Below are 21,584 nucleotides of genomic sequence, written 5' to 3'. Positions count from 1 at the left end.
TTTCACGATCGACAGTAGCTGTGGAAACGGGGCCACGCCGCTGGTCGATGACTCCTGCGCTGGGCCTCGTTGTCCCTGCGTCAGGAGGTGGAGTGTCTACACCCATCGATCTCATACCCCTACTACTGATTACGACGTTCGCCGCGTACGTGCTGCTCAGTGCGCGTCGACGGCCCAGCGGCCCGGTACGGGTCGCCCTCACCGTCGGAGCCGGCCTGTGGATGGGCCTGGTCGCCGGCGCCATGTGGATGGTCAGTCAGGCCACCGCCGCGGCTGTGGTGCCGCCCAAGGCCGGGGCACCGGTGAACCCGTGCGTCACCGGCGCGCCGACGAAGACGTTCGACGTCTCGCTGATCAACCTGCCGCTCTTCCTGAACAGGTTCGGTGACGTCGTACCGGAAGGCCGGATGTACGTCCTCGACGCGAACATCGCGACGGTCCGGCAGAACTTCAAGTACGCCGCCGACCCGTCGAAGGCGAACGTCAACGACCTGATCGAACCGCTCACCATCCGCGCCAACAAGGGCGACTGCGTCTCGGTGAAGTTCACCAACCGGCTGCACGAGGCGGCGCCTCAGCTGGATCGGACGGTGCGGGACTCGGCCATCTACACCCTGCCCGGCGAGATCAAGAAGGCGGCGGGCTCGTCCACGCTCGGCGCCCGGGAGTTCGCGCCGGCGCTCACCGTGCCGAAGAACGATTTCGACCCCGCCAAGGCGCCGAACGCGTCGATGCACTTCGACGGTCTCGACTACGACGTCAAGACCGCCGACGGTACGGCGGTAGGCAACAACCCCGACTCCACCGCCGCGCCCGGCGCTTCCCTCACCTACCTGCTGTACGCGCAGGCCGAGGGCGAGTTCCAGTTCAAGGACGGGGCGGACTTCTCCTCGATCCAGACGCAGGCCGGCGGGTCGAAGCAGTACATCGGCTCGCACAGTTTCGGGGCGTTCGGCGCGATCGTCGTCGAGCCGAGCGACGCCACCTGGGTCGACTCGCGCACCGGCGGCCCGATCGCGTCCGGCACCCGGGCGATCATCAAGCGGCCGAACAACAAGGACTTCCGCGAGAACGTGCTGTTCATGCACGACGAGGTGGAGGCCGAGCCGGGCATCCTGACCCGGTACTGCCGGGGCGGCGGAGACGGCGACGACGACGAGAACGTCGGAACCGAGTGCCTCGAACCCACCTCCGCGCAGCTCGCGGTCCTGACCAAGGACACGCTGCCGGGCCTGGGCGGAGGGGACGCGGACGCGATCATCCAGTACCACGAGCAGGTGCCGATCAAGCTCGAGTGGTTCGCGTTCAACTACCGCGCCGAGCCGACCTTCAACCGGGAGGAACTCGGCTGTCCCGCGGCCACCGTGTCCGGGCAGGGCTACAAGGCCAACGAGTGCGTCGGTGAGGAGACCTCGCTGTCCTCCTGGGTCTACGGCGACCCGGGCGGCGGCGACCTGGTCTTCCCGAACTACCGGGGCGAGCCGGCGCAGGTGCGGCTCATGCACGCCGCCGAGTTCGAGACGCACACCTTCCACTGGCACGTGAACCGGTGGGCCTACGACCCGCAGGACGAGGGCGGGCTGGACGCGATCAGCAGCCCGAACCACATCACCAAGACGACGAACATCCTCGACGTGCAGTCGGTCTCCCCCGGCGCGCACTACGACCTGGTGGTCCAGGGTGGCGCCGGATCAGCCCACAAGGACAAGCAGGCGACCTTCGGCGACATCATCTTCCACTGCCACCTCTATCCGCACTTCGCGACCGGCATGTGGGGCCTCAACCGCACCTTCGACAAGCTCGAGGACGGGACGAGGAAGAATCCCGACGGTACGCCGATCCCGCGGCTGGAACCGCTCGCCGACTTCGACTACCAGCCCACGGTCACCGACAAGGCCGCCCCGCCGTCACCGGACGCGACGAAGACCGGTTACCCGCACTTCGTACCGGGCGTCTTCGGGTTCAAGGCGCCGAAACCGCCGCTCGGCGTCACCGACCGCGGCACCGCCGGCACGTTCCCGCCGACCGCCAAGGAGAAGGCCGCGGCCGACCCCGGCGCACAGGTGGCGGGCGGCTTCTTCCAGAACCCATGTCCGACCGGCCGGCCGGTCAAGGAGTTCGAGATATCGGCGATCCAGCTGAGTCAGACCTACAACCCCACGGTGAAGTGGACGAACCCGCAGTCCCGGGTCTACGTCCTCAACTCCGAGCGGGACGCGGTCCTGGCCGGTAAGAAACCGGAGCCGTTCTCCCCGCTGCTCAACGTCGGCGACTGCGTGATCTACAAGCTGACGAACCGGCTGCCACTGGAGTACGGCGGCACCACCTTCGACCGAAGACAGGTCACCAACGAGGTCGGCCTGCACCAGCACATGGTCCAGTTCGACGTGCTCTCCTCGGACGGCGCCGCCAACGGGTGGAACTACGACGAGGGCGCGGACGGGGCCGCCGACGGCAACGGTCAGACGATCACGTACCGGAACTTCGTGCACGAGAACACGTCGACGAACTCGTTCCACGACCACTTCTACGCCAACGTCCACCAGGACGCCGGCCTGTTCGGTGGCGGGACGATCCACGACGCCGGCTGCGTCTTCCGGGACGGCCGGACCAACCAGGAAGTGAAGATCGGCACGATCGTCGCGGTGCACTGCACGGCGACGACCGACTACAACGGCACCCAGACCGACGGGTACGACTACCGCAACGTGTCCCTCTTCATCGAGGACCACGTGCCGATGTTCAAACCCGCCGACCCGAACACCACGAACGACGACCAGTTCGTCACCAAGGACGGGGTGCCGATCTACCCGGCGAAGTTCCCGTCCAGCAACGACGACTACGGCGTGATGGGCATCAACTACCGGCTGGAACCGTTCGAAGCACGCCGGGACCGAGATCCATCGCAGGTCTTCACCGTGCAACCCACGGAGGCCCAGACCGATGCGTGGGGCAGCCTCCCGTATACGCCGACACCAGCGGCGTTCCGCGGCGACCGGATCAAATGGCGAATATTCCAGCTGTCCCAGGAGGAGTCACACGGCATCAACATCGACGCCAGGTGGCGACATGAGCCGAAGGACGACGGGTCCAACATCGTCTCGGCCCAGCACATCGGGATCCTCGAATACTTCGAGATGCAGGTCAAATCCCAGTCGGAGGGCTATCACTTCTATCCGATCGACCGGGACGAGCTCTACTACCTCGGAGGCGCCGACGACATGTTCCTCGGCGCGTGGGGACATCTGCGGGTCTTCCGATGTCAGACGTACGGCGCGGCGATCTCACCAGGACCGGACGATCCGCCACCGGCGCCGAAGATCGCCCTCTACCCGCTGCCGGACAACACCGCCAACGCGCTGAACTGCATCAACGAGCAGCCGACGATCCCGCCCAAGCCGATCACCCAGCCGCCGGGCAACCCCTGCGGTGGCGCGCCGGTCAAGGCCTTCAGCATCGTGGCGATCAACCGGGACATCACCTACAACAAGGCCGGCGACCACGACCCCAACGGCCTGCAGTACGCCCTGGAGTCGGACTGGCTGAACAACACCGTCAAGAACGAGCCCCTGGTGATCCGGGCCAACCAGGGCGACTGTGTCGAGGTCACGCTGAAGAACAAGCTCGACCCGGCCAAGATGAGACCGACCTGCTTCGAAGGGGTCGAACCCGGGCAGCTGGGCTACCGGACCAGCCATCTCAGCTATCCGGACTGCCTGGACCAGCCACCGAAGAACGAGGTGAACGTCCCGGGCTTCCAGCCGCTCAAGGTGAGCGACAGGGTATCGATCCGGCCGCAGCTGACCACGCACTACAGCTTCTCGTCCGGGGTCAACGTCGGCACGCAGAACGGCTACGACCGGACGGCCGGACCCGGCGAGCAGAAGCTCTACCGGTGGCTGCTCAACACGCCCCCGGGCATGGCGATGCTGCGCGACATGGCCGACCCGATGCACCACGCCACGCACGGCCTCTACGGGGCGCTGATCATCGAGCCGACCGGGTCGACGTACCTCAATCCGGCCACCGGAGCCCCGCTGGCCAGCGGAACCAGCGCGGTGATCGCCAACCCGTCGGTTCCGGACTTCCGGGAGAACATCGTGCTGATGAACAGCGACCTGGCGCTGTTCCGGAAGGACACCAACGGCAACCCGGCCGACGACCAGCCGGTGCCGGACAACCTCGACCTGGCCCAGACGCCGAGCAGTGAGGCCGACGACGCCGAGGACCAGGGCGACTTCTCGATCAACTACACCAACGAACCCTGGTCCCACCGATACGCCGCCGACCAGAACATCACCAACATCTTCAGCTCCTATGTGCACGGGGACCCGGCCACGCCGACGTTCCAGGCGTACGGCGGGGACAAGACGGTGTTCCACGTCGGTCAGGCCGTCGGTGACGCGCGGTCCACGAGCTTCGCGTTGCACGACCACCTGTGGCGGCGGGCGCCGAACGACGCCCAGTCGCAACTGGCGGCCACCCAGGGCCAGTTCAACCCCGGGGTGTCGTACCAGATCGTCCTCGACCCGGCAGTCACCGGCGGCGCCGGCGGCAGACGGGCGGCGGCCGGTGACTACCTGTACCGGTCCGGGACACTGGCACGGCATCTGGTCAGTGGACAATGGGGCATCTTCCGGGTACACGCGACAGCGCAGAGCGGCCTGATCGCCCTGCCGGACAAGCCGGTGTCGTGATGACCATGGGCAAGGAGAAGTGGCGTCTGCCCGCCGAGATGCGGCACGGCAAGAAACCGGCCCGCAAGGGGAGGCCGCGGCGCTCGCAGCCGAAGCCGTTCCGGCAGGGCCTGATCCTGGGCATCTGCATCGGGATGACCGCCGCGCTGGTGATCGGCGTGGTGGGCTTCCTCGCCACCCGGCCGCGCACCGCCGAACCGGTCGCCTCTTCACCGCCGGCCGCTGCGGAGCAGAACAACGCCGCGGAGCCGGCGGCCGCCATCTCGATCACCAGTGAGCACCTGGGCGACCTCCAGGTGCGGATCGAGGCGAGGGTCAGTGCCCCGGGCAGCTATGACCCGATCACCAAGGGGCAGGTCGTCGCGTACACCGACATGGTGGCCATGCCGATGGCGCACAAGAACGGCCCGATCGTGATGGCCGAGATGTCCGGACGACAGGGCGTCTATGAAGCGGTCACGAACGTGCCGATGGCCGGCGAATACAACATCATCGTCGAGGTGAAACAGCCGATGGCGTCCACTGCGAACCAGCGGCTGGACGTCGGCACCGTGACGGCGAAGTGACTGTGCGGTTCCCGGGGACTCCGGTCTCCGGGAACCGCTCCCGGCCCCGGACCGTCTCACCGGAATGCGCGCATTTCCCACTGTCGCCACCGCGGCGGTCCTCGTCCTCGCCGGCTGCGCGAATTCAGCGGATTCGCCGGGCTCACCCGGTTCCCCCGCCTCCCTCGCTCCCAGCCTCTCGCCCTCCGCCGTCCCCGGCCCATCCCCCTCGGAGATTCCGCGCGAACCGGGTGACAAGCCCCCGGTGACGGGCTGGGTCAGCGGATCGGTCACCCGCGGTGGTCAAGGTCCGTGCTACGGCTTCCTCGCCGACGACGGTACGAGGTACGCGCTCTACAACGCCGACGGGCTGGAGCTGCCCCAGGGCAAACGGGCGAAGGTGTACCTCGAGACCACGCTCATCCGGATCTACTGCGGCCCCGGCAATCTCATGGCGATGACCGCCGCCGAACCGATCACGTGAGTCTGCGCGAGCGCCCGTGACAGTGGCGCATAGGCTGACCACATGATGGACGAGTCGTTCGTACTGGCGGAGGGGCCGTGGAGCCATCGCTTCGTCGGCGCCAACGGCAGCCGCTTCCACGTCGCCGAGGTCGGCACCGGGCCGCTCGTGCTCTTCCTGCACGGCTTCCCCGAGTTCTGGTGGGCCTGGAACGACATCATGATCCGGGTGGCCGACGCGGGCTACCGGGCGGCCGCCATCGACCTCCGGGGATACGGCGCCAGCGACAAGCCACCCCGGGGATACGACGGCTACACGATGGCCGCCGACGTCACCGGCCTGATCCGGGCTCTCGGTGAGCGCTCGGCCACCGTCGTCGGGGCCGGCGCCGGCGGCATGGTCGGCTGGGCGGCCGCGTCCTTCCATCCCAAACTGGTCAACCGGCTCGTCGTCCTCGGCGCCGCGCACCCGCTGCGCCTGCGGGCGGCCCTCTTCGCCGACCCGCGCGGCCAGCTCAACGCCTCATCGGCCGTGCTGCGCTTCCAGGTGCCGCGTTTCGAACACGTCCTGACCCGCGACGACGCCGCGCTGGTCGGCGAGCTGATGACCAAGTGGAGCAGCCCGAAGTTCGCTGTCACCGACGAGTTCGGCGATTACGCGTACCGCTGCCGCCAAGCCATGCAGATCCCGCAGGCCGCCTTCTGCGCCCTGGAGGCCTACCGCTGGGTGGCGCGCAGCGCGCTGCGACTACAGGGATACCGGTTCGTGAAGCTGATGCAGCGCCCGTCGAGCGTGCCCACGCTGCAACTGCACGGCGCGCTCGACACCGCTGTGCTACCGAGGACGGCGCAGGGCTCCGGCCGGTACGTGACCGCGCCGTACGAATGGCGCCTCATCCCGGAGACCGGCCACTTCCTGCACCGCGAAGCCCCCGACGTCGTGACCGGCGAAATCCTCCGCTGGTTGAAGACGCCGAGCTAGCTACATGCGGTGTTCGTAGCGGTCCCGGACCTCGTTGGCCGGGGCCCAGCCCTGGTAGACGCCGTAGTCGAACTCTTCCAGACCCAGGCGGCGGGCCACCGGGGCACGACCACCGGTGTACTCCAGGCGCAGCCAGCTGTCCGCCTCGGCGAGCACGATGAACGGTTCGCCTCGCCAGGTGCAGAGCGTGCGGACGTACGCGATCTCCTCGTACTCATCCGGCTCGAGAACCCGCACGAAACGGCCCGGCTTGATCTCCTCGAAGCCGTCCTGCGGAGCGGTCGCGTAGATGCGGACCTTGTCCCCGTCGGGCGCCGCGTCGAACTCCCGGCCCTGCCAGGTCACCACGTAGCCGTCACGCATCACTGCTCACCCACCCGGCGCCACAGCGGAGCATCCGCGTCGAAGATCGCCAGCATCCGCTCGTTGCCGTCCGCGTCGATCTGCCACAGCTGCGCGCCGTGCGGCAGCCGGACACTGTCCACCTTGAACTCGGCGATGACGTCCCGGCCCTCGCCGGGCGCGAAACCGTTGCCGCGGAACGGCGGGCGCTCGATCACCCAGCCGTCCATGGCCCGCAGCGCCTGCTCGTTCTGCCCGCCGTAGGGGATCCGGTACAGGCTGGGCCGGTACGCCGGCCAGCGCAGCACGAACGCCTCCTTGGCATCCGGCTGGAACGGCGAGGCCTCGTAGTAGAGACCGAGCGCGCCGAACAGCTCCGCCGGGGTACGCAGGTGCTCGACCTCGGACGCGCGGTGCACGAAACCGGCCACCCGGTCGTATCCACGATCCAGGTAGTAGTCGACCTGCTCGGCCGAGATCGTCTTCTGCATGACGGTGGCGGACTGCGCCTCGTCACTCGCCGGTTCCGGCGCCGGCACCGGGCTGACCGCGTCCTCGGCGGCGGGCCCCTCGACCGGGTCCGCGCCCAGTCCGGCCTCGGTGGCCCAGTTCGCGAGCTGGATGATCTGGGCGCCCGGGTACTTCGCGCCGACCGGCGTGCCCGGGTTCACCGCGAACGACCAGGACGGGTCGGGCCAATTGCGGATCAGTTCGTAGAAGCGGACCCCGACCGTACGAGTGGGCTCGCCGAAATGATCCGAAAGCCGGTCCTTGCTGGTGAAGACGATCAGGAACCGCTCACCGTCGACGTCCTCGGGCAGGAACGCGAAGCCCGACTCGCCCGGCGAACTGCCCGGACGGGAATGGCTCGCGACCGGCACCAGCACGTTCGCCAGCAGCAGCGTCGACAGGAACACGTCGGTGTTCCCGGCGTCGGCGGCGTCCTGCAGGTCCCGTTCGACGTCGTTAGCGGGCACGAACTCGACAGCGTCCGGGTTGTCCTGCGGCGCCTGCCCACCGGTCGCCGAGCCGGTCACGCCGAGGTTCGACGCTGCCGGGCTGGTGTTTCCGTACGCCGCCGGCGTCACCGGGATGACCTGGGTCGTGTGGGCGTTCCCGTACCCGGTCGTCGCGTACGCCGAAGCCGGGCTGCCCTGCGGCGGCATACCGGGAATCTGCGGAGCGGGCGGGGCCGAGTAGGGCGCCGGAGTCGGCGTAGCGAACGACGCCGGCGTGTAGCCGGACGACAGCCCCTGCCGGGCGTTCGGCGGGCCCGGAATGACAGGCGGCGCAAGGGCCGGACTGGCCGGTGCGCTCAGCTGCCCGAATCCCTGCTGCCCGACACCCGGCTGTCCCTGAGCCGCCTGACCCTGAGCCGGCTGCGCGGCGGCCGACTGCACCGAGGGCGGCTGGATGGACGGCGGCGGTCCGGACGGCCCGAACCGGTCAGCGCCGGCCGCAGCCTGCTCACCGGGCTGCCGACCAGAACCGAGAGCTTGAGCGGCAGCCGCCATCGACGCCGGCCGCTCCGACGGAGGGGTCACCTGCCGCCTGGGAAGCGGATTCGCCGCTCCCTCCGTTCCCGGGAGGCTCGGCGAGCCCGTTCCTGTCTGCGCGGCGGCTGCCAGCGGAGACGCCGGACCTTGCGGGAAGGCGGGTGCTGCGGGCGCGGGCGTCGCCGGTCCCGCACCAGCCGGCGCGAAACCCGGGAAGCTGGTGAAGGCCGCCGCGGCACCACCCTGAGACGAACCGGCGGACTGCCCGGGCTGACGCCGCGGCAGAGCCGAACCGGCGCCGGAGAGAGGCGCAGCCGAAGCAGGAGCGGCGGAAAGCGGAGCGCCCATGGCCGGAGCACCGCCAGCGGGCGCGCCGAAGGCCTGTCCACCCGAAGCCGGAATGCCTGAAGCCGGGATGCCTGAAGCCGGGATGCCTGAAGCCGGGATGCCTGAAGCCTGGCTACTCGGGTGAGGAGCGGCTGAGGCCGGGGTGGCGGAGATCGGCGCGGCCGAGACCGGGGCGCCGGGCGGGCGCTGTCCGGACCAGCTCGGCGCGAACGGGGTCTCCGCCGGGTCGTAGGGCGCCACGTGTTCCGGGACCGGCGGCGTGTTGGCCATCGGCGTACGGACGGGCAGCGGCGCCTTCAGGTCCTGCAACGGCCCGCGCGGATCCTCTTCCGGGTTGAACGGCATCCCTGCCTTGTCCCACCCCGGCGTAGCGATCCCCGCTCCCGGCGTAGGCCCACCGACAGCAGGACCGGCCGCCGACCCACCAGCCACAGCCGGCGGCTGCAACCCGGCCGGACCGGTCAACGAGGGCGCCCCAGACGACGGCACTCCAGACGACGGCACCCCAGACGACGACGGCACCCCAGACGACGGCTGAAGACCAGCCGACCCGGACAAAGACGGCGATCCGGGCGGCGACTGAAGACCAGCAGACCCGGACGAAGACGGCGAACCGGGCGAGGAAGGCGTGCCGGCCGGACCGGCGAGCGACGGCGAACCGGCAGCCGACGGGAAAGCAGCAGCGGCTGACGGGAAGGCAGCAGCGGCCGAGGAAGCGGCGGGCGGCTGCTGGTAGGTGCCGGGCGCGGGCACCGCCGGCACCTGATAGGCAGAAGGAGCGGGCACGGCCGGCGCCTGGTAGGCGGCCGGGGTGGCAGCGGGCGGTTGATACGCGGCCGGGACCGCAGCAGGCGGTTGATACGCGGCCGGCGTGGAAGCGGACGGCTGCTGGAACGCGCCCGGCGTGGCAGCGGCCGGCGTGGCAGCGGACGGCTGCTGGTATGCCGCCGGCGTGGCAGCGGGCGGCGGCGGCTGGTAGCCGGCGGGAGTGCCGCCGGGCGCGGCCGTGCCCGGAGTCCGGACCGGCAGACCACCCGGCGTCGAAGCAGGCGCGGGCGGGACAGGCGGAGCGAGCGGGGCAGGCGCCGGCGAAGAGGAAACCGGCTGGCCGAGCGGACCCGCCGGCGCACTCACCGGGGCGGCGCCACCAGGAGCGGTAGTCCCCGGCGTCCGCACCGGCAGACCACCAGGCCCACTAGGCGAACCGGCGGCACCACCGGGCGAACCGACCGGCGGAATCGGAGCCACGGAAGGCGCTACAAAGCCCGAAGCGCCGGGGCCGGCAGAACCAGGACCAGCACCGAGCGCCGCAGCGACCGGCGCCGGCGAAGAAGAAGGCGACGAAGAAGACGGCGAAGACGCAGGGGAAGCGGCAGCCGGATAGGCCGGCCCACCAGCGGGCGCCTCACCGCCACGGCTGGCGGCCAGCGCGGCCGCCCCCAGCTCCTGGATCTTGGAGGTGCCGCCCTGAGCGTCGCGGCCCGGGCCGCGCGTGGGCAGGCGCAGGTCGCCGCGGGCCAGCTGGGCCACGAACCAGGCCGGAAGGTATCCCTCGATCGGCAGGCCGGGATTGACGGCGAGCCACCACTCGAGGTTGGGCCAGGTGTTGGCGAGCTCCGCGTAGGGCACGCGGCGCGCGGAGCCGCTGTAGTCAGCGAGGCACGACTTCAGTGCGGCCTGGGAGGTGAAGGCGAGCACATGCGTACGCCCACCGGTGCTCCACGTCCCCCAGCCCAGCGGCGCCAGACCCGCGAGCGCGTCGGCGGAGACTGGTAACAGGAGGTCGACACCGGCGAGAATACGGAAGTAGGACTCCTGGTCGTCGGTGCGCAACGCATCGCGCATCGCGATCTCGGCGTCCGTAGCCGGTTCCCACTCGGACACGTCCACCTCTCCCCACGCTGCGAACGGGCCAACTCAACGCGTATAACCTACAAGGTCAGGCCGCAATCACAATGGGCGGCGGCATGCTGACTGCTGGACCGTATTCGCAGCGTTCCCGGCACGAGATCCGGCGGACCCCGCAAGCCACTATTGATCGCCGGGCGCGATCATCCAACCACTGATGGTAGCTGCGCAAGTGGCCAGGTCCATTACGCTAACGGGCGACCCTCCAGGACCGGACGAATCGGTCATCGGAATCGCTCGGCCGCCGCCCGCTCGGTCTCCGCATAGTCGGCCGCCGACTCCTCCAGCGCAAGCCTGATCCGCCGGAGATGACCCTGAAGGTCCTCGGATGCGGCACGCCACCGGGCCTGCCGCTGCTCGTAGGCCTCCCGTGCGCTGCCGGACCAGGTCGCGACGAGCGGACCGGCGTCACGTTCGAGCTGGTCGAGCTGGTTCCGCAGCGCGGCGAGGGCCTTGTCGATGTCGGCGCCGGCCTGCCGCAGCGCACCGTGACCGACCTGGAGGAATCCGTCGTTCATCACTGGCCGGCCCGGGTCAGCCGGGCGGCGGCGCCGGCGTCGGCGGCCTGATATCCGGCGCTCGCGGCCCGGATCGCCTCGGCGGTCTCGGTCAGGGCCATCCCGAGGTTCCGCAGGTCGGCCGCATAGTCGGCCTTGACCCGCTCGAAGGCCATGGCCCCCTGCCCTCGCCAGGAGCCGCTCAACACCGATAATTCCGACATAAGCGTACGCAAGGTGCCCTGTAGCGCATCGTTCACCTGCTCGAATCTGGCCGCGGTCCGCAGCATCACGGCCGCCTCCGCCTGGGTCTCGATCATGCCGAACGCCCTCCCATCTCTTGTGGACTGTCGCATGCCATCGACGCAGATCACTAGGGATGGCAGCCGCGTCCGACGCTAGCGACATTCCGGTCCGAGGCGGCGGCACAATCCACAGCCTGTGGACAACCGGCTGCGGATGGGCCTTACCATCCGGGTGTGGCGTCGACCGTCCGCAGTGGATGCGCACCTCTCCACCAGCTGGTGGCGACGCAGGCCGCCGCCGCGCTGGCGCTGCTGAGCGCCGCGCGCGGTGGGCTCACCATGATTCTCTGCGCCACGGCCGCCGCAGCGCTGCTGGTGATCACCTGGGTACGGATCCGCGGCCTCTGGGCCTACCAGTGGCTCGCAGCGATGACCGGTTTCGCCACCCGCCGCCGGACCACCCGCTTCCACGATCTCGCCGTCGCGGCACAGCTCGACGATCCCGGCCCGGTCACCCTCCTCGATCTCCCGGCCCTCCCGCCGCTGCGGATGTTGAGCGACGATCAGCGCCTCGACCTGCGCCTGGTGCTGTGCGGTGGACCGGCCCCGGTGGATCAGGCGGGCGCCCCGGCCATCTCCTACCGCTCGCTCGGCCCGGACGTCCCGCTCGCCCACTTCCGCGCGGTGCTGGCGATCCGATCGAACGGCCTGTCCGGCGACGATCGCCGCCGCGCGGTGAAGTCCCTGGTCCGCAAGCTGAAGGCCACCGAGACGGTACGACCGGAAGCCGACCTGGATCCCGGTGACGCCCTGCACGAATCGTGGAGCAGCGTGACCGCCGGCGGCCTGACCCTGGCGACGTTCCGCTGCCGTCCCGAACCGGGCGCCGTCGTCTCCGCCCGCCTGCTGACCCGGCTCCTGCACCTGCCGGCCGCCGCCACCACCGTCGCCCTGACTCTGAGCCCGGTGACCGTCCTGGTCCGGATCGCCGCGCCCGAACCGGCCGCCCTGGAGACGGCAGCCCGGGCCCTGGGCGACCTGCTGGCGAGCGAGCGGTTCGCGGCCCACCGCTGCGACGGTGAGCAGTTGCCCGCGCTGGCGGCGACACTGCCCCTCGCGAACCGCCCGCCGCAAGCGCCGTTCGCCGCCGGCCTCGCCCTGCCCGTGATCGACCACGGCCTGCTGCTCGGGCACAACCGCCAGGGCCGAGCCGTGCTGATCCGCCCGTTCCGTGCCGCTCCCAGCCGGATGGTGCTGGTCGGCAGCGCGCGATGTGCCCAGCTCATCGCGTTCCGGTCGCTCGGCATCGGCGCCCGGGTGGTGGTCAGGACCAATCGACCGGCGGCCTGGGCGACGCTGCGGCAGGCCGTCGACGACGAGTCGCTGGCCCTGAACCCGGCCGGCGTCCCGGCCGGATCCCAGCTCCGCCCCACCCTCCTGGTCGGGGACGACGGCACGGACATCGCCGAGCCGGCGCCGTGGACCACCACGCTGACCGTCCTCGACGAGGCGGACCCGGACCTCGCCGCTTCCGCCGACCTGCTTCTGCTGCAGACCCTCGGCCCGGACGAGGCGGCTCTGCTCGACCCGGTCCTCGATCTCGGCGACGGGACCGCCGCGGCGCTGACCGAGATGCCGCCGGACCTCGTCGCGATCATCACGAACAAGGCCGTCCGCTGGGCCGCGCCGGCGCCGACATTCGTGGAGAAAGTCCTGATCGGGCACCCCGCCCGACACATCGCCCTACACCAAAATAAGCGACAAATCTCGATCTGACCGGTTTCCTTGATCGCACCTGGATGAAGATCGTGGGGTGTCGCTCCCAACCCTGGCCCGGGCGTGGCACGATCCCCTGCCATGGGCATCCTCATCAGGCTGTTGATCACGGCCGTCTCGCTGTGGATCGCGACCCTGGTGATCGACGGAATCGACCTGACCTCCGACACCGCTGCCGGTAAAGCCGGCACGCTGATCGCCGTCGCGGTGATCTTCGGTGTGGTCAACGCGGTTCTGCGGCCGATCATCAAGGTCCTCGGTTGCGGTCTCTACGTTCTCACGCTCGGCCTGATCGCGCTCGTCGTGAACGGCCTGCTCTTCATGCTGACCAGCTGGATCGCGGGGCAGGTCGGCCTCGGCTTCCACGTCGACAGCTTCTGGCCGGCCGCGCTGCTCGGCGCGCTGCTGGTCGGCATCGTGAGCTGGGTGCTCAACATGCTGGTCCCGGACGGCGACGACTAGGTCCGCCGGACAGTCCAGACGTTTGCGAAGGGCGCCCATTCGGGCGCCCTTCAGCACAGGTAACAGGCCAGCCACCCGGAATTGGCCTTGTGGCCTGGGACATAAAAGCAAGGACCGCTCCCCCTGGCCGACCTTACGGTGACAGTCATGAGCGATGAGCGGCGCGGATATCTGTACGGCCTCACGGCGTACACGCTCTGGGGCTTCTTCCCCATCTATTTCAAGTTGCTGCAGCCGTCCCCGCCGCTGGAGATCCTCTCGCACCGGATCGTCTGGTCGGTGCTCTTCGTGGCGCTGCTGCTCAGCGTGGCCCGCAACTGGTCGTTCCTGGGCCGGTTGCTGCGCACACCCAAGCTGCTCGGCGGGATCACCCTGGCCGCGGTGCTGATCGGCATCAACTGGGGCACCTACATCGCGGCGGTGAACTCGTCCCGGGTGGTGGAGACCGCCCTCGGCTACTTCATCACGCCGCTGGTCAGCATCCTGCTCGGCGTCACCGTGCTGCGCGAGCAGGTGCGCGTCTGGCAGTGGGTGGCGGTCGGCATCGGCGCGCTGGCCGTCGGGATCCTCACCGTCGACTACGGCCACCTGCCCTACATCGCTCTCACCCTGGCCGCGTCGTTCGGCTGCTACGGCCTGATCAAGAAGCGCATGTCGCTGCCGCCGGCCGAGGGCCTGTTCGTCGAGTCGGGTGTTCTCGCACTGCCCGCGTTCGCGTACCTGACCTGGCTCAACCTCTCCGGTGGCGCCGAGTTCGGGCACGTGTCGACGACCCACACGCTGCTCATGCTGGTCTCCGGCGTGGCCACCGCGGTGCCGCTGCTGCTCTTCGCGGGCGCCGCGAACCGGGTTCCGCTCGTCGGCCTCGGCATCCTGCAGTACGTCGCGCCGATCCTGCAGCTGGCCTGCGGTGTCCTGCTCTACCACGAGCCGATGCCGCCGGCCCGGCTAGCCGGATTCGCGCTGGTCTGGCTCGCGCTGATCGTCTTCACCGTCGACGGCATCCGGCACACCCGGACGGCCGCCCGGGCACGTGCGGCGGCCGGCGCGACGGCCGCCACCGCCGGGCCGGCCACCGCCGCCCTGCCCTCCCGCTGACCGCGCTGCTGATGGCACGGCCAACGGGAGGAGTATCAATCGAATCCCGGGGGTTCGTAGACCAGCATCGCCTTGCCGTCGAACCGGACGATCTCGAGGCGGGACAGGCTGCCTTCGCCGAAGTGGGTGGCGCCGGGCATCCGGAAATCGGTGCCGGGCTGTGCCAGCCAGGAGCCGAGCTGCTCCTTCTCCTCGTCCGGCCCGTACGCGATCAGCCGGAACGTGTAGGCCTGGTCCGCCGATCCGCTGTAGGAGCAGTTCATCTCGACCTTGGTGCCACCCGCGGTGCTCGTGAGCCGGACCGTCGCGGTGATCGGGGAGACGTCCTCGACCGGTTTCATCGCGACGGCTGGTCCTGGTGGCGGTGTCGTCGGCGTGTCCTGGTTCAGCGTCCAGGCCGCCACACCACCACCGATCAGGATCACCAGTACGAAGGCAGCCGCCGTGCTGAGCAGGCGGATCGAGAAGTTGCGGCGTCGCGACGGCCGGGGCGGCGACGACGAGATCGCCGGGTTGAACGAGACGCGTGGCGGCGGCCCGGTCAGGGTGGGGTCGAGCAGCTTCGCGAACTCGTCGGCGTCGAGACGGTCGAGCATGTCCGGCACCGCGGACAGATCGGCGACCGCTTCCCGGCAGAACGAGCAGGCAGCGAGATGACGTTCGTACGCGGCCCGCTCCGCCGGCGACAGCGCGCCGAGGACATAGGCGGCGTCATCGTGCCCGTCCTCGCATCGCATGCGTACCGCCTCCAGCCGGATCCGTCCGTCCCGGTCTCTGGTACGCGGCATTCAGCGGTAAGGTTCAACGATTCCTTAGAGTCCCCGGTCAAGCCGTGGCGGCCTCGATGCGGAGAGTCAGGCGGTCGCGGACTCGCCTCCGGAGAGGGCTTCGGCGACGTTGCGGGCGGCGGCGGTCAGCTTCGCCCGGACCACCCTTGCCGAGGTCAGCATCTCGGCGGCGGGCATCGAGCAGGCCAGCACGAGCCGGCGCTCCATGTCCCGATCGGCGACGACGACCACGGCGGCGGATGCCAGACCTTGCCGGAACTGTCCCATTTCGATCTGCATGCCCCGACGTTCACCGGCCGCGAGATCGGCCTCGAGCGCCTCCGGCGTGGTGAGCGTCGCCGGCGTGAAGCCGCGCATCCCGTAGTCGCGGAGGTAACGCGACCGCTGATCCGGCGTCAGCGTGGCGAGCAGCGCCTTGCCGAGCGCCGTGGCGTGGCCGCCCTCGTCGAAGCCGGGGGCGACGTCGTCGAGGAACGGCGAGCGGGCGCCCTCCGCCGACGCGGTCACGGCGATCCGGCCACCGACGAACCGGCCCAGGTAGTGGCTGTAACCGGTGTCCAGCGCGGCACGGCGCAGCGCCTCCCCGACGGCCGGCGGGCCCCGGAACGCGGAGACCAGCTCGCGGTACCGATCGGCGATCTCCAGGCCCACGATGTACGTGCCGTCCTCGCGGCGGATCACGTATCCCTCGTAGGCGAGGGTCCGCACGAGGTGATAGGTCGTCGCGACGGTCAGCTCGCATCGCCGGGCGATCTGCTTGACGGTGAGTCCACGCGGGGCACGGCCGACCGACTCCAGCACGCGCAGGGCACGCGACACGCTCCGGATGAGATCTGACGGCTCCGCTAGCGGGTCACGCACAGCTACCTCCGAGGCCAGGGACTTACACCATATGAAGAAACGTTCGTGGACGGAATGCCAAAACCATGTGGATCACGATCGATTTACACAGCCGGTGTGATCAATAGGACTGTCCGCAGCCGGGCGGCCGTTCGCTGGCTTAGTCTGCGTCGAGTGCGACAGGCGAAGATCAACCCCGACGGAACCGGTTTCACCAGCGTGAATGCGGGATGGGCGACGGTCGGCGCACTTACCACGACCATCGCTGTTTCGATACCGGTCTTCCTGGTGGGAGGTCTCGCCGTTCAGGTCGGCGACGAGCTCCATTTCTCGCCGGCCGGCCTCGGGCTCGCCGTCTCCGCCTACTTCGGAGCGAGCGCGCTCGCCTCGGTCCCGGCCGGCGCGCTCGTCGAACGGTACGGATCCACCCGAATCGCCCGATCCGGCATCACCCTCGCCGCCGTCTCGCTGATCGCCGTCGCCGCCCTCGCGCGGTCACTGTGGACACTCGTGGCGATCCTCGCCCTCGGCGCCGCCGCCAACGCGATGGGCCAGCTCGCGAGCAACACCAGCCTGTCCCGGCACGTGCCCGCCCGGCGGCAGGGGCTGACGTTCGGCATCAAACAGGCCGCCATCCCGGTCAGCACGCTCCTGGCCGGCGCGGCCGTACCGGTGGTGGCGCTGACCGTCGGCTGGCGATGGGCGTTCGTGATCGCCGGGGTGGCCGCCGCAGCCGCCATCCCGCTCGTGCCCCGTGATTACCGGCACCGCCGCCGGGCCGCCGAGACCGGGCAGGCCACCTCGGCGCTCGTCGTCATCGGTGTGGCGGCGACCCTCGCCGCCGCCTCCGCGAACGCGCTCGGCACCTTCGTGGTGGCCTCCGCCGTCGACCGGGGCATCGACCCGGGACCGGCCGGCCTCGCGCTCACGCTCGGCGGCGCGATCTGCGCGCTCTCCCGGATCACCGGCGGCTGGCAGGCCGACCGCCGCCCGGACCGCCAGGTCGGCGTGATCGCGGCGCTGCTCGCGACCGGTGCGGCGGGCCTCGCCCTGCTGGCCGTGCCCGGCCCGGTGCCACTGGTCGCCGGGATCGTGCTCGGCTTCGGTTTCGGCTGGGCCTGGCCGGGCCTGATGAACTTCGCGGTCGTCCGGCTCCACCCACAGGCGCCGGCCGCCGCCACCTCGATCACCCAGACCGGGGTGTACGCGGGAGGCTGCGTGGGGCCGCTAGGCCTGGGCGCGGTCGCGCACTACGCCGGTTACGCCGTCATGTGGACGACCGGAGCCGTGGCGATGCTGAGCGCGGCCGCCCTGATGCTGCTGGGCAGCCGCCTGCTGCGGAGGCACGGAGCGGTGTGACGAGTGGTCAGTTGGTGCGGTCGGCGATGACGTCGCAGAGGGCTTCCATCGCCCGCTTCGGCTCGCCCGCCGGCAGCGGGGCGAGGCTTGCCCGCGCCTCCTCCGCGTAGGTCCGCACCGTCTCGCGCGCCTGCTTCATCGCGGCCGACTCGCGCAGCAGCGTGAGCGCCTCGGCGTGCAGGGCGTCGTCGGTGATCGGGCCGCCCGAGAGCAGCTCCCGCAGCCGGACCGCCGACGCGTCGGTGTCGTCGCCGGCCAGCGCGTAGAGCACTGGCAGCGTCGGCACGCCCTCCCGCAGGTCGGTGCCGGGGGTCTTGCCCGACTGCACCGACTCGGAGGCGATGTCGAGCAGGTCGTCGGAGAGCTGGAAGGCGATGCCGATGATCTCGCCGTACTGCGCGAGGGCCTCGACGGCCTCGGCCGGCGCCCCGGAGAAGAGGCCGCCGAACCGGGCCGCCGTGGCGATCAGGGACGCCGTCTTCTCCGTGATGACGTGCAGGTAGTGCTCGATCGGGTCGCGGTCACGCGGGCCGACGGTCTCGGCGATCTGGCCGTGTACCAGCCGCGCGAACGTCTGGGCCTGCAGGTGCACCGCCTCGACGCCGAGCTGGGCGGCCAGATCGGCGGCCTGGGCGAAGAGGTAGTCGCCGACCAGGATCGCCACCGAGTTGCCCCAGCGCGCGTTCGCGCTCGGCGCGCCCCGGCGCACGGCGGCCTCGTCCATGACGTCGTCGTGGTAGAGCGTCGCCAGGTGGGTCAGCTCGACCACGTTCGCCGCGTCGACGATCTGCGGGGACGAGGGGTCGCCGAACTGCGCCCCGAGCGCCACCAGCAGCGGCCTGAACCGCTTGCCCCCGGCGTCGGCGAGATGGCGCGCGGCCTCGGCCACCAGCGGATCGGCGCTGGCGACATGGCCACGCAGCGCTTCCTCCACGGCGACCAGCGTCGCCGACACCGACGCGTCCATTGCAGGATCGACGTCGAGGCCCAGCGACGACAGCGTCATATCACCGGTGCTCACCACGCATCTCACGATGCCATACCGGCCCGGCGGAATCAGTCCCAGGGTGGCATGCGACAAGATCCAAAATCCGACAGCAGATGTACGGGCGGAGAACCGCCCCCCGGACCACCCACCCCGGAGATCCGGCTTGTTCAGCCGTGGTTGCGGACGCGGGCTCGGATGGCCCGGTAGTCGGCCCACGGCACGGACGGGCGTGCCCACTGCCGACGGTCCAGGTAACGCCTGGTGGCAGCCCGGGTCTCCCGGACGATCCGGAGCTGGTCGAGCGGCCCGCCCCTGTGCCGGGCACCCGGCTCGACGACCCGCTCGGGCCGCAGGAGCCAGCCGTCCTCGTCGGCCACCAGCTCGCCCCGGACGCTCGCGTTGTAGAGGGCGGCCAGCTTGTCGTCGTGCCGGTGCACCAGGAGGCCCGCCGGCCCGGCCGCGACCGGCACGTCAGCGGGCACGTCGACCCGGTACCCGCCGTCCGCCGTGGAGACGGTGGTCCGCACCAGCACCGGCGCGCCGCCGGCGTCCACAGCGGTCAGCACCACCGAGGCGAAGTCCGCCAGCACCGCAGCGCCGAGCAACCCGCTGTCCGCGAGCCCGGCTGGCCCGGGCGCGGCCGAAACCGCGGAGGAGGCCGGCAGCGGCCGCTCGACCACCTCGGTCGGGGTCACCGTGATCAGCAGGCGCATGAAGTAGAAATCGGTCAGCAGGGTGGCCGGCCAGTCGAGGTACGCCTGCGAGCTCGGCTGCCGCTCCATCAGGCTGGCCCAGAGCGTCCCCAGATCGCCGGACGGAACCGTGTGCACCTCGTCCGGGCACGTCGCGACACCACGGACCAGGATCTGCGCCGGCTCGGACAGGCCGCTCGCCGTCGGGTCCGAGAAGAGCAGCGCCACCCGGCCGTCCCGGCGCACGTTCAGCGCCTTCCGCGGATATCCCAGCGAGGTGGTGAGCAGGATCGTCCCGTCCGCCCTCACCAGACCGGAGGTGGGCCAGGCGACCGGCGAGCCGCTCTTCGTGAGGGTCGCGAACTCGCAGGTGCGATAGGCCGCGACGGTTTCGGCCAAGGGGGTTCCGGACGCCAGTGGCGTGATCGAGTCGGGCACGGCCGTGGATCCTACTTGGACCTCGTCACCGATGGATGAACGAAGAAGCCCCGGCGCGCGGCCGGGGCTTCTTGATCGTTTCCGGTCAGCGGACGAACTGGCCTGCCTGCTCGGTCAGGTCCAGCAACGGTGCCGGAATGACGCCCAGAGCCACCGTGGCGATCACACCGAGGGCCAGCGCCGTGGCGGTGAGGAAGCCCGGGATGGACACCGCAGGCGTCGTCTCGCCCGGCTCGGAGAGCCACATGAGCACGACGACCCGGAGGTACGGGAACGCCAGCAGCATGCTCGAGATGACACCGAAGATGACGAGCCAGGTCTGCCCGCCCTCGATCGCCGCCCCGAAGACCGCGAACTTGCTCATGAAGCCGCTGGTCAGCGGGATGCCGGCGAAGGCCAGCAGGATGAACGTGAACGTGGCCGCGAGCAGCGGGCTCTTCCGGCCGATGCCGGCCCACCGGGACAGGTGGGTGGCCTCGCCGTCGGCGTCCCGCACCAGGCTGATGATCGCGAAGGCCGCGAGCACCGAGAACCCGTACGCCACCAGGTAGAACATCGTGCTGGACAGGCCCTCCTCGTTCATCGCGAGCACACCCACCAGCAGGTAGCCGGCGTTCGCGATCGACGAGTAGGCCAGCAGGCGCTTCAGGTCGGTCTGGGTGACCGCGAGGATCGCGCCGACGAACATCGTCAGCACCGCGATCGTGCCGAGGACCGGCTGGAAGTCCCACTGCACGCCGGCGAACGCGACGTACAGGATGCGCAGGAGCGCGCCGAACGCGGCGACCTTGGTGCAGGCCGCCATGAACGCGGTGACCGGCGTCGGAGCACCCTGGTAGACGTCCGGCGTCCAGACGTGGAACGGCGCCAGCGCCGCCTTGAAGAGCAGCCCGATGGCGATCAGCGCGAAGCCCGCGTAGAGCAGCACCTGGCTGCGCTGCGGGTTCGTCACCGCGGCCTGCACGGCGTCCAGCTGGATGCCGCCGGCGAAGCCGTAGATGAAGGCCACGCCGAACAGGAAGAAGGCCGAGGCGTACGAGCCGAGCAGGAAGTACTTCAGGGCCGCCTCCTGGCTCAGCAGACGCCGGCGGCGGGCCAGCGCGCAGAGCAGGTAGAGCGGCAGCGAGAAGACCTCGAGCGCCACGAACATGGTGAGCAGGTCGTTCGCCGCGACGAACAGCATCATGCCGCCGAGCGCGAACGAGGTGAGCGGGTAGACCTCGGTGGCGCCCGGCGCTCCGGCCGACTGCCGCAGGTCCTTGTCCGAGCCGACGGTGATCGCGGCCTGCGCCACGAACGCGCCGCCCTTCTCGATCGTCCGCTCACCGATCAGCAGCAGCGAGATCGCGCCGAGCACCAGGATGGCGCCCTGCAGGAACAGCGACGGACCGTCGATCGCGACCGCGCCGCCGATCGTGGTGGTCCGGGTGTCCCGCTGGACCACCACGGCCACCAGCGCCGCCACCACGGCGATCAGGGACAGCGTCAGCTGCACCCCGTTACGCGCCTTCTTCGGTACCAGCACCTCGACCAGCACGCCGACGCACGCCGCTCCGAAGAGGATCAGCATCGGCAGTAGAGCGCCGTAGTCGATCGCGGGCAGTTGCAGTTCTCCCATGGC

17 protein-coding genes are annotated in these 21,584 nt (G+C 70.3%); 8 read left to right on the top strand and 9 right to left on the bottom strand.

Annotation, left to right across the window (positions count from 1 at the left end):
* Positions 1 to 92 precede the first annotated feature (92 nt).
* The 4 genes from EP757_RS11970 (at position 93) to EP757_RS11955 (ending at position 6,686) form a co-directional block, all read left to right on the top strand.
* Complete coding sequence (locus tag EP757_RS11970; RefSeq protein WP_127545005.1) at positions 93 to 4,697, top strand: hypothetical protein; 4,605 nt, start codon at positions 93 to 95, stop codon at positions 4,695 to 4,697.
* On the top strand, positions 4,697 to 5,263 hold the full coding sequence (locus EP757_RS11965; protein WP_127545002.1) for a FixH family protein: 567 nt from the start codon (positions 4,697 to 4,699) through the stop codon (positions 5,261 to 5,263). The genes EP757_RS11970 and EP757_RS11965 overlap by 1 nt, the downstream gene beginning before the upstream one ends.
* 64 nt (positions 5,264 to 5,327) lie before the next feature.
* Positions 5,328 to 5,726 carry a hypothetical protein gene (locus EP757_RS11960; RefSeq protein WP_127544999.1) on the top strand — a complete coding sequence of 133 codons (399 nt, stop codon included), beginning with the start codon at positions 5,328 to 5,330 and terminating at the stop codon, positions 5,724 to 5,726.
* Positions 5,727 to 5,771: 45 nt separating this feature from the next.
* Complete coding sequence (locus tag EP757_RS11955) at positions 5,772 to 6,686, top strand: alpha/beta fold hydrolase (RefSeq protein ID WP_127554210.1); 915 nt, start codon at positions 5,772 to 5,774, stop codon at positions 6,684 to 6,686.
* Here the strand turns inward: EP757_RS11955 and EP757_RS11950 are convergent, their stop codons facing one another.
* From EP757_RS11950 to EP757_RS11930, 4 genes are all read right to left on the bottom strand, one after another.
* A complete protein-coding gene (locus tag EP757_RS11950) occupies positions 6,687 to 7,052 on the bottom strand; it encodes a hypothetical protein (RefSeq protein ID WP_127544997.1) in 366 nt (121 codons plus the stop codon).
* A complete protein-coding gene (locus tag EP757_RS43830; protein WP_232050469.1) occupies positions 7,049 to 10,756 on the bottom strand; it encodes an SseB family protein in 3,708 nt (1,235 codons plus the stop codon). Before EP757_RS43830 ends, EP757_RS11950 begins: the two co-directional genes overlap by 4 nt.
* Before the next feature lie 248 nt (positions 10,757 to 11,004).
* Complete coding sequence (locus EP757_RS11935; RefSeq protein ID WP_127544994.1) at positions 11,005 to 11,298, bottom strand: WXG100 family type VII secretion target; 294 nt, start codon at positions 11,296 to 11,298, stop codon at positions 11,005 to 11,007.
* Positions 11,298 to 11,597, bottom strand: a complete 300-nt coding sequence (locus tag EP757_RS11930) for a WXG100 family type VII secretion target (protein WP_127544991.1) — start codon at positions 11,595 to 11,597, stop codon at positions 11,298 to 11,300. Before EP757_RS11930 ends, EP757_RS11935 begins: the two co-directional genes overlap by 1 nt.
* A gap of 159 nt (positions 11,598 to 11,756) precedes the next feature.
* Here EP757_RS11930 and EP757_RS11925 point away from each other — a divergent pair, with 159 nt between their 5' ends.
* The 3 genes from EP757_RS11925 (at position 11,757) to rarD (ending at position 14,858) form a co-directional block, all read left to right on the top strand.
* Complete coding sequence (locus tag EP757_RS11925) at positions 11,757 to 13,298, top strand: hypothetical protein (RefSeq protein WP_127544988.1); 1,542 nt, start codon at positions 11,757 to 11,759, stop codon at positions 13,296 to 13,298.
* A gap of 81 nt (positions 13,299 to 13,379) precedes the next feature.
* Positions 13,380 to 13,760 carry a phage holin family protein gene (locus EP757_RS11920; RefSeq protein WP_127544985.1) on the top strand — a complete coding sequence of 127 codons (381 nt, stop codon included), beginning with the start codon at positions 13,380 to 13,382 and terminating at the stop codon, positions 13,758 to 13,760.
* Positions 13,761 to 13,907: 147 nt separating this feature from the next.
* Positions 13,908 to 14,858 carry an EamA family transporter RarD gene (gene rarD, locus EP757_RS11915; RefSeq protein ID WP_127544982.1) on the top strand — a complete coding sequence of 317 codons (951 nt, stop codon included), beginning with the start codon at positions 13,908 to 13,910 and terminating at the stop codon, positions 14,856 to 14,858.
* A gap of 35 nt (positions 14,859 to 14,893) precedes the next feature.
* On the opposite strand, the gene EP757_RS11910 is transcribed toward rarD, so the two are convergent.
* Both EP757_RS11910 and EP757_RS11905 read right to left on the bottom strand, forming a co-directional pair.
* Positions 14,894 to 15,646, bottom strand: a complete 753-nt coding sequence (locus EP757_RS11910; RefSeq protein ID WP_232050468.1) for an anti-sigma factor — start codon at positions 15,644 to 15,646, stop codon at positions 14,894 to 14,896.
* 66 nt (positions 15,647 to 15,712) lie between these two features.
* Positions 15,713 to 16,507 (bottom strand): IclR family transcriptional regulator, encoded by a 795-nt coding sequence (locus tag EP757_RS11905; protein ID WP_014440419.1) that lies wholly within the window; start codon positions 16,505 to 16,507, stop codon positions 15,713 to 15,715.
* A 153-nt stretch (positions 16,508 to 16,660) separates the two neighbouring features.
* On the opposite strand from EP757_RS11905, the gene EP757_RS11900 reads away from it, so the two are divergent.
* Positions 16,661 to 17,845, top strand: coding sequence for an MFS transporter (locus EP757_RS11900; RefSeq protein WP_127544979.1), 1,185 nt, complete (start codon positions 16,661 to 16,663; stop codon positions 17,843 to 17,845).
* A 7-nt stretch (positions 17,846 to 17,852) separates the two neighbouring features.
* Here the strand turns inward: EP757_RS11900 and EP757_RS11895 are convergent, their stop codons facing one another.
* From EP757_RS11895 to nuoN, 3 genes are all read right to left on the bottom strand, one after another.
* Positions 17,853 to 18,812: a polyprenyl synthetase family protein gene (locus EP757_RS11895; protein ID WP_232050661.1), complete on the bottom strand. Its 960-nt coding sequence runs from the start codon at positions 18,810 to 18,812 to the stop codon at positions 17,853 to 17,855.
* Positions 18,813 to 19,000: 188 nt separating this feature from the next.
* Entirely contained in the window at positions 19,001 to 19,963 is a 963-nt protein-coding gene (locus EP757_RS11890; protein WP_197725510.1) for a pyridoxamine 5'-phosphate oxidase family protein, read from the bottom strand.
* Between the two features lie 85 nt (positions 19,964 to 20,048).
* Positions 20,049 to 21,581, bottom strand: coding sequence for an NADH-quinone oxidoreductase subunit NuoN (nuoN, locus tag EP757_RS11885; RefSeq protein ID WP_127544976.1), 1,533 nt, complete (start codon positions 21,579 to 21,581; stop codon positions 20,049 to 20,051).
* Between the last annotated feature and the right edge of the window lie 3 nt (positions 21,582 to 21,584).

The organism is Actinoplanes sp. OR16, assembly GCF_004001265.1.
Lineage (GTDB): Bacteria > Actinomycetota > Actinomycetes > Mycobacteriales > Micromonosporaceae > Actinoplanes.
Note: the sequence above shows the minus strand (reverse complement) of the source record. Positions and strands in the feature narration are given on the sequence as shown.

Bases quoted from the DNA above. Each gene is read 5' to 3' on its own strand.
- EP757_RS11895 (WP_232050661.1), bottom strand. From the start codon at position 18,812: ATGGACGCGTCGGTGTCGGCGACGCTGGTCGCCGTGGAGGAAGCGCTG.
- nuoN (WP_127544976.1), bottom strand. From the start codon at position 21,581: ATGGGAGAACTGCAACTGCCCGCGATCGACTACGGCGCTCTACTGCCG.
- rarD (WP_127544982.1), top strand. From the start codon at position 13,908: ATGAGCGATGAGCGGCGCGGATATCTGTACGGCCTCACGGCGTACACG.
- EP757_RS11920 (WP_127544985.1), top strand. From the start codon at position 13,380: ATGGGCATCCTCATCAGGCTGTTGATCACGGCCGTCTCGCTGTGGATC.
- EP757_RS11930 (WP_127544991.1), bottom strand. From the start codon at position 11,597: ATGATCGAGACCCAGGCGGAGGCGGCCGTGATGCTGCGGACCGCGGCC.
- EP757_RS11960 (WP_127544999.1), top strand. From the start codon at position 5,328: ATGCGCGCATTTCCCACTGTCGCCACCGCGGCGGTCCTCGTCCTCGCC.
- EP757_RS11910 (WP_232050468.1), bottom strand. From the start codon at position 15,646: ATGCCGCGTACCAGAGACCGGGACGGACGGATCCGGCTGGAGGCGGTA.
- EP757_RS11955 (WP_127554210.1), top strand. From the start codon at position 5,772: ATGGACGAGTCGTTCGTACTGGCGGAGGGGCCGTGGAGCCATCGCTTC.
- EP757_RS11965 (WP_127545002.1), top strand. From the start codon at position 4,697: ATGACCATGGGCAAGGAGAAGTGGCGTCTGCCCGCCGAGATGCGGCAC.
- EP757_RS11935 (WP_127544994.1), bottom strand. From the start codon at position 11,298: ATGAACGACGGATTCCTCCAGGTCGGTCACGGTGCGCTGCGGCAGGCC.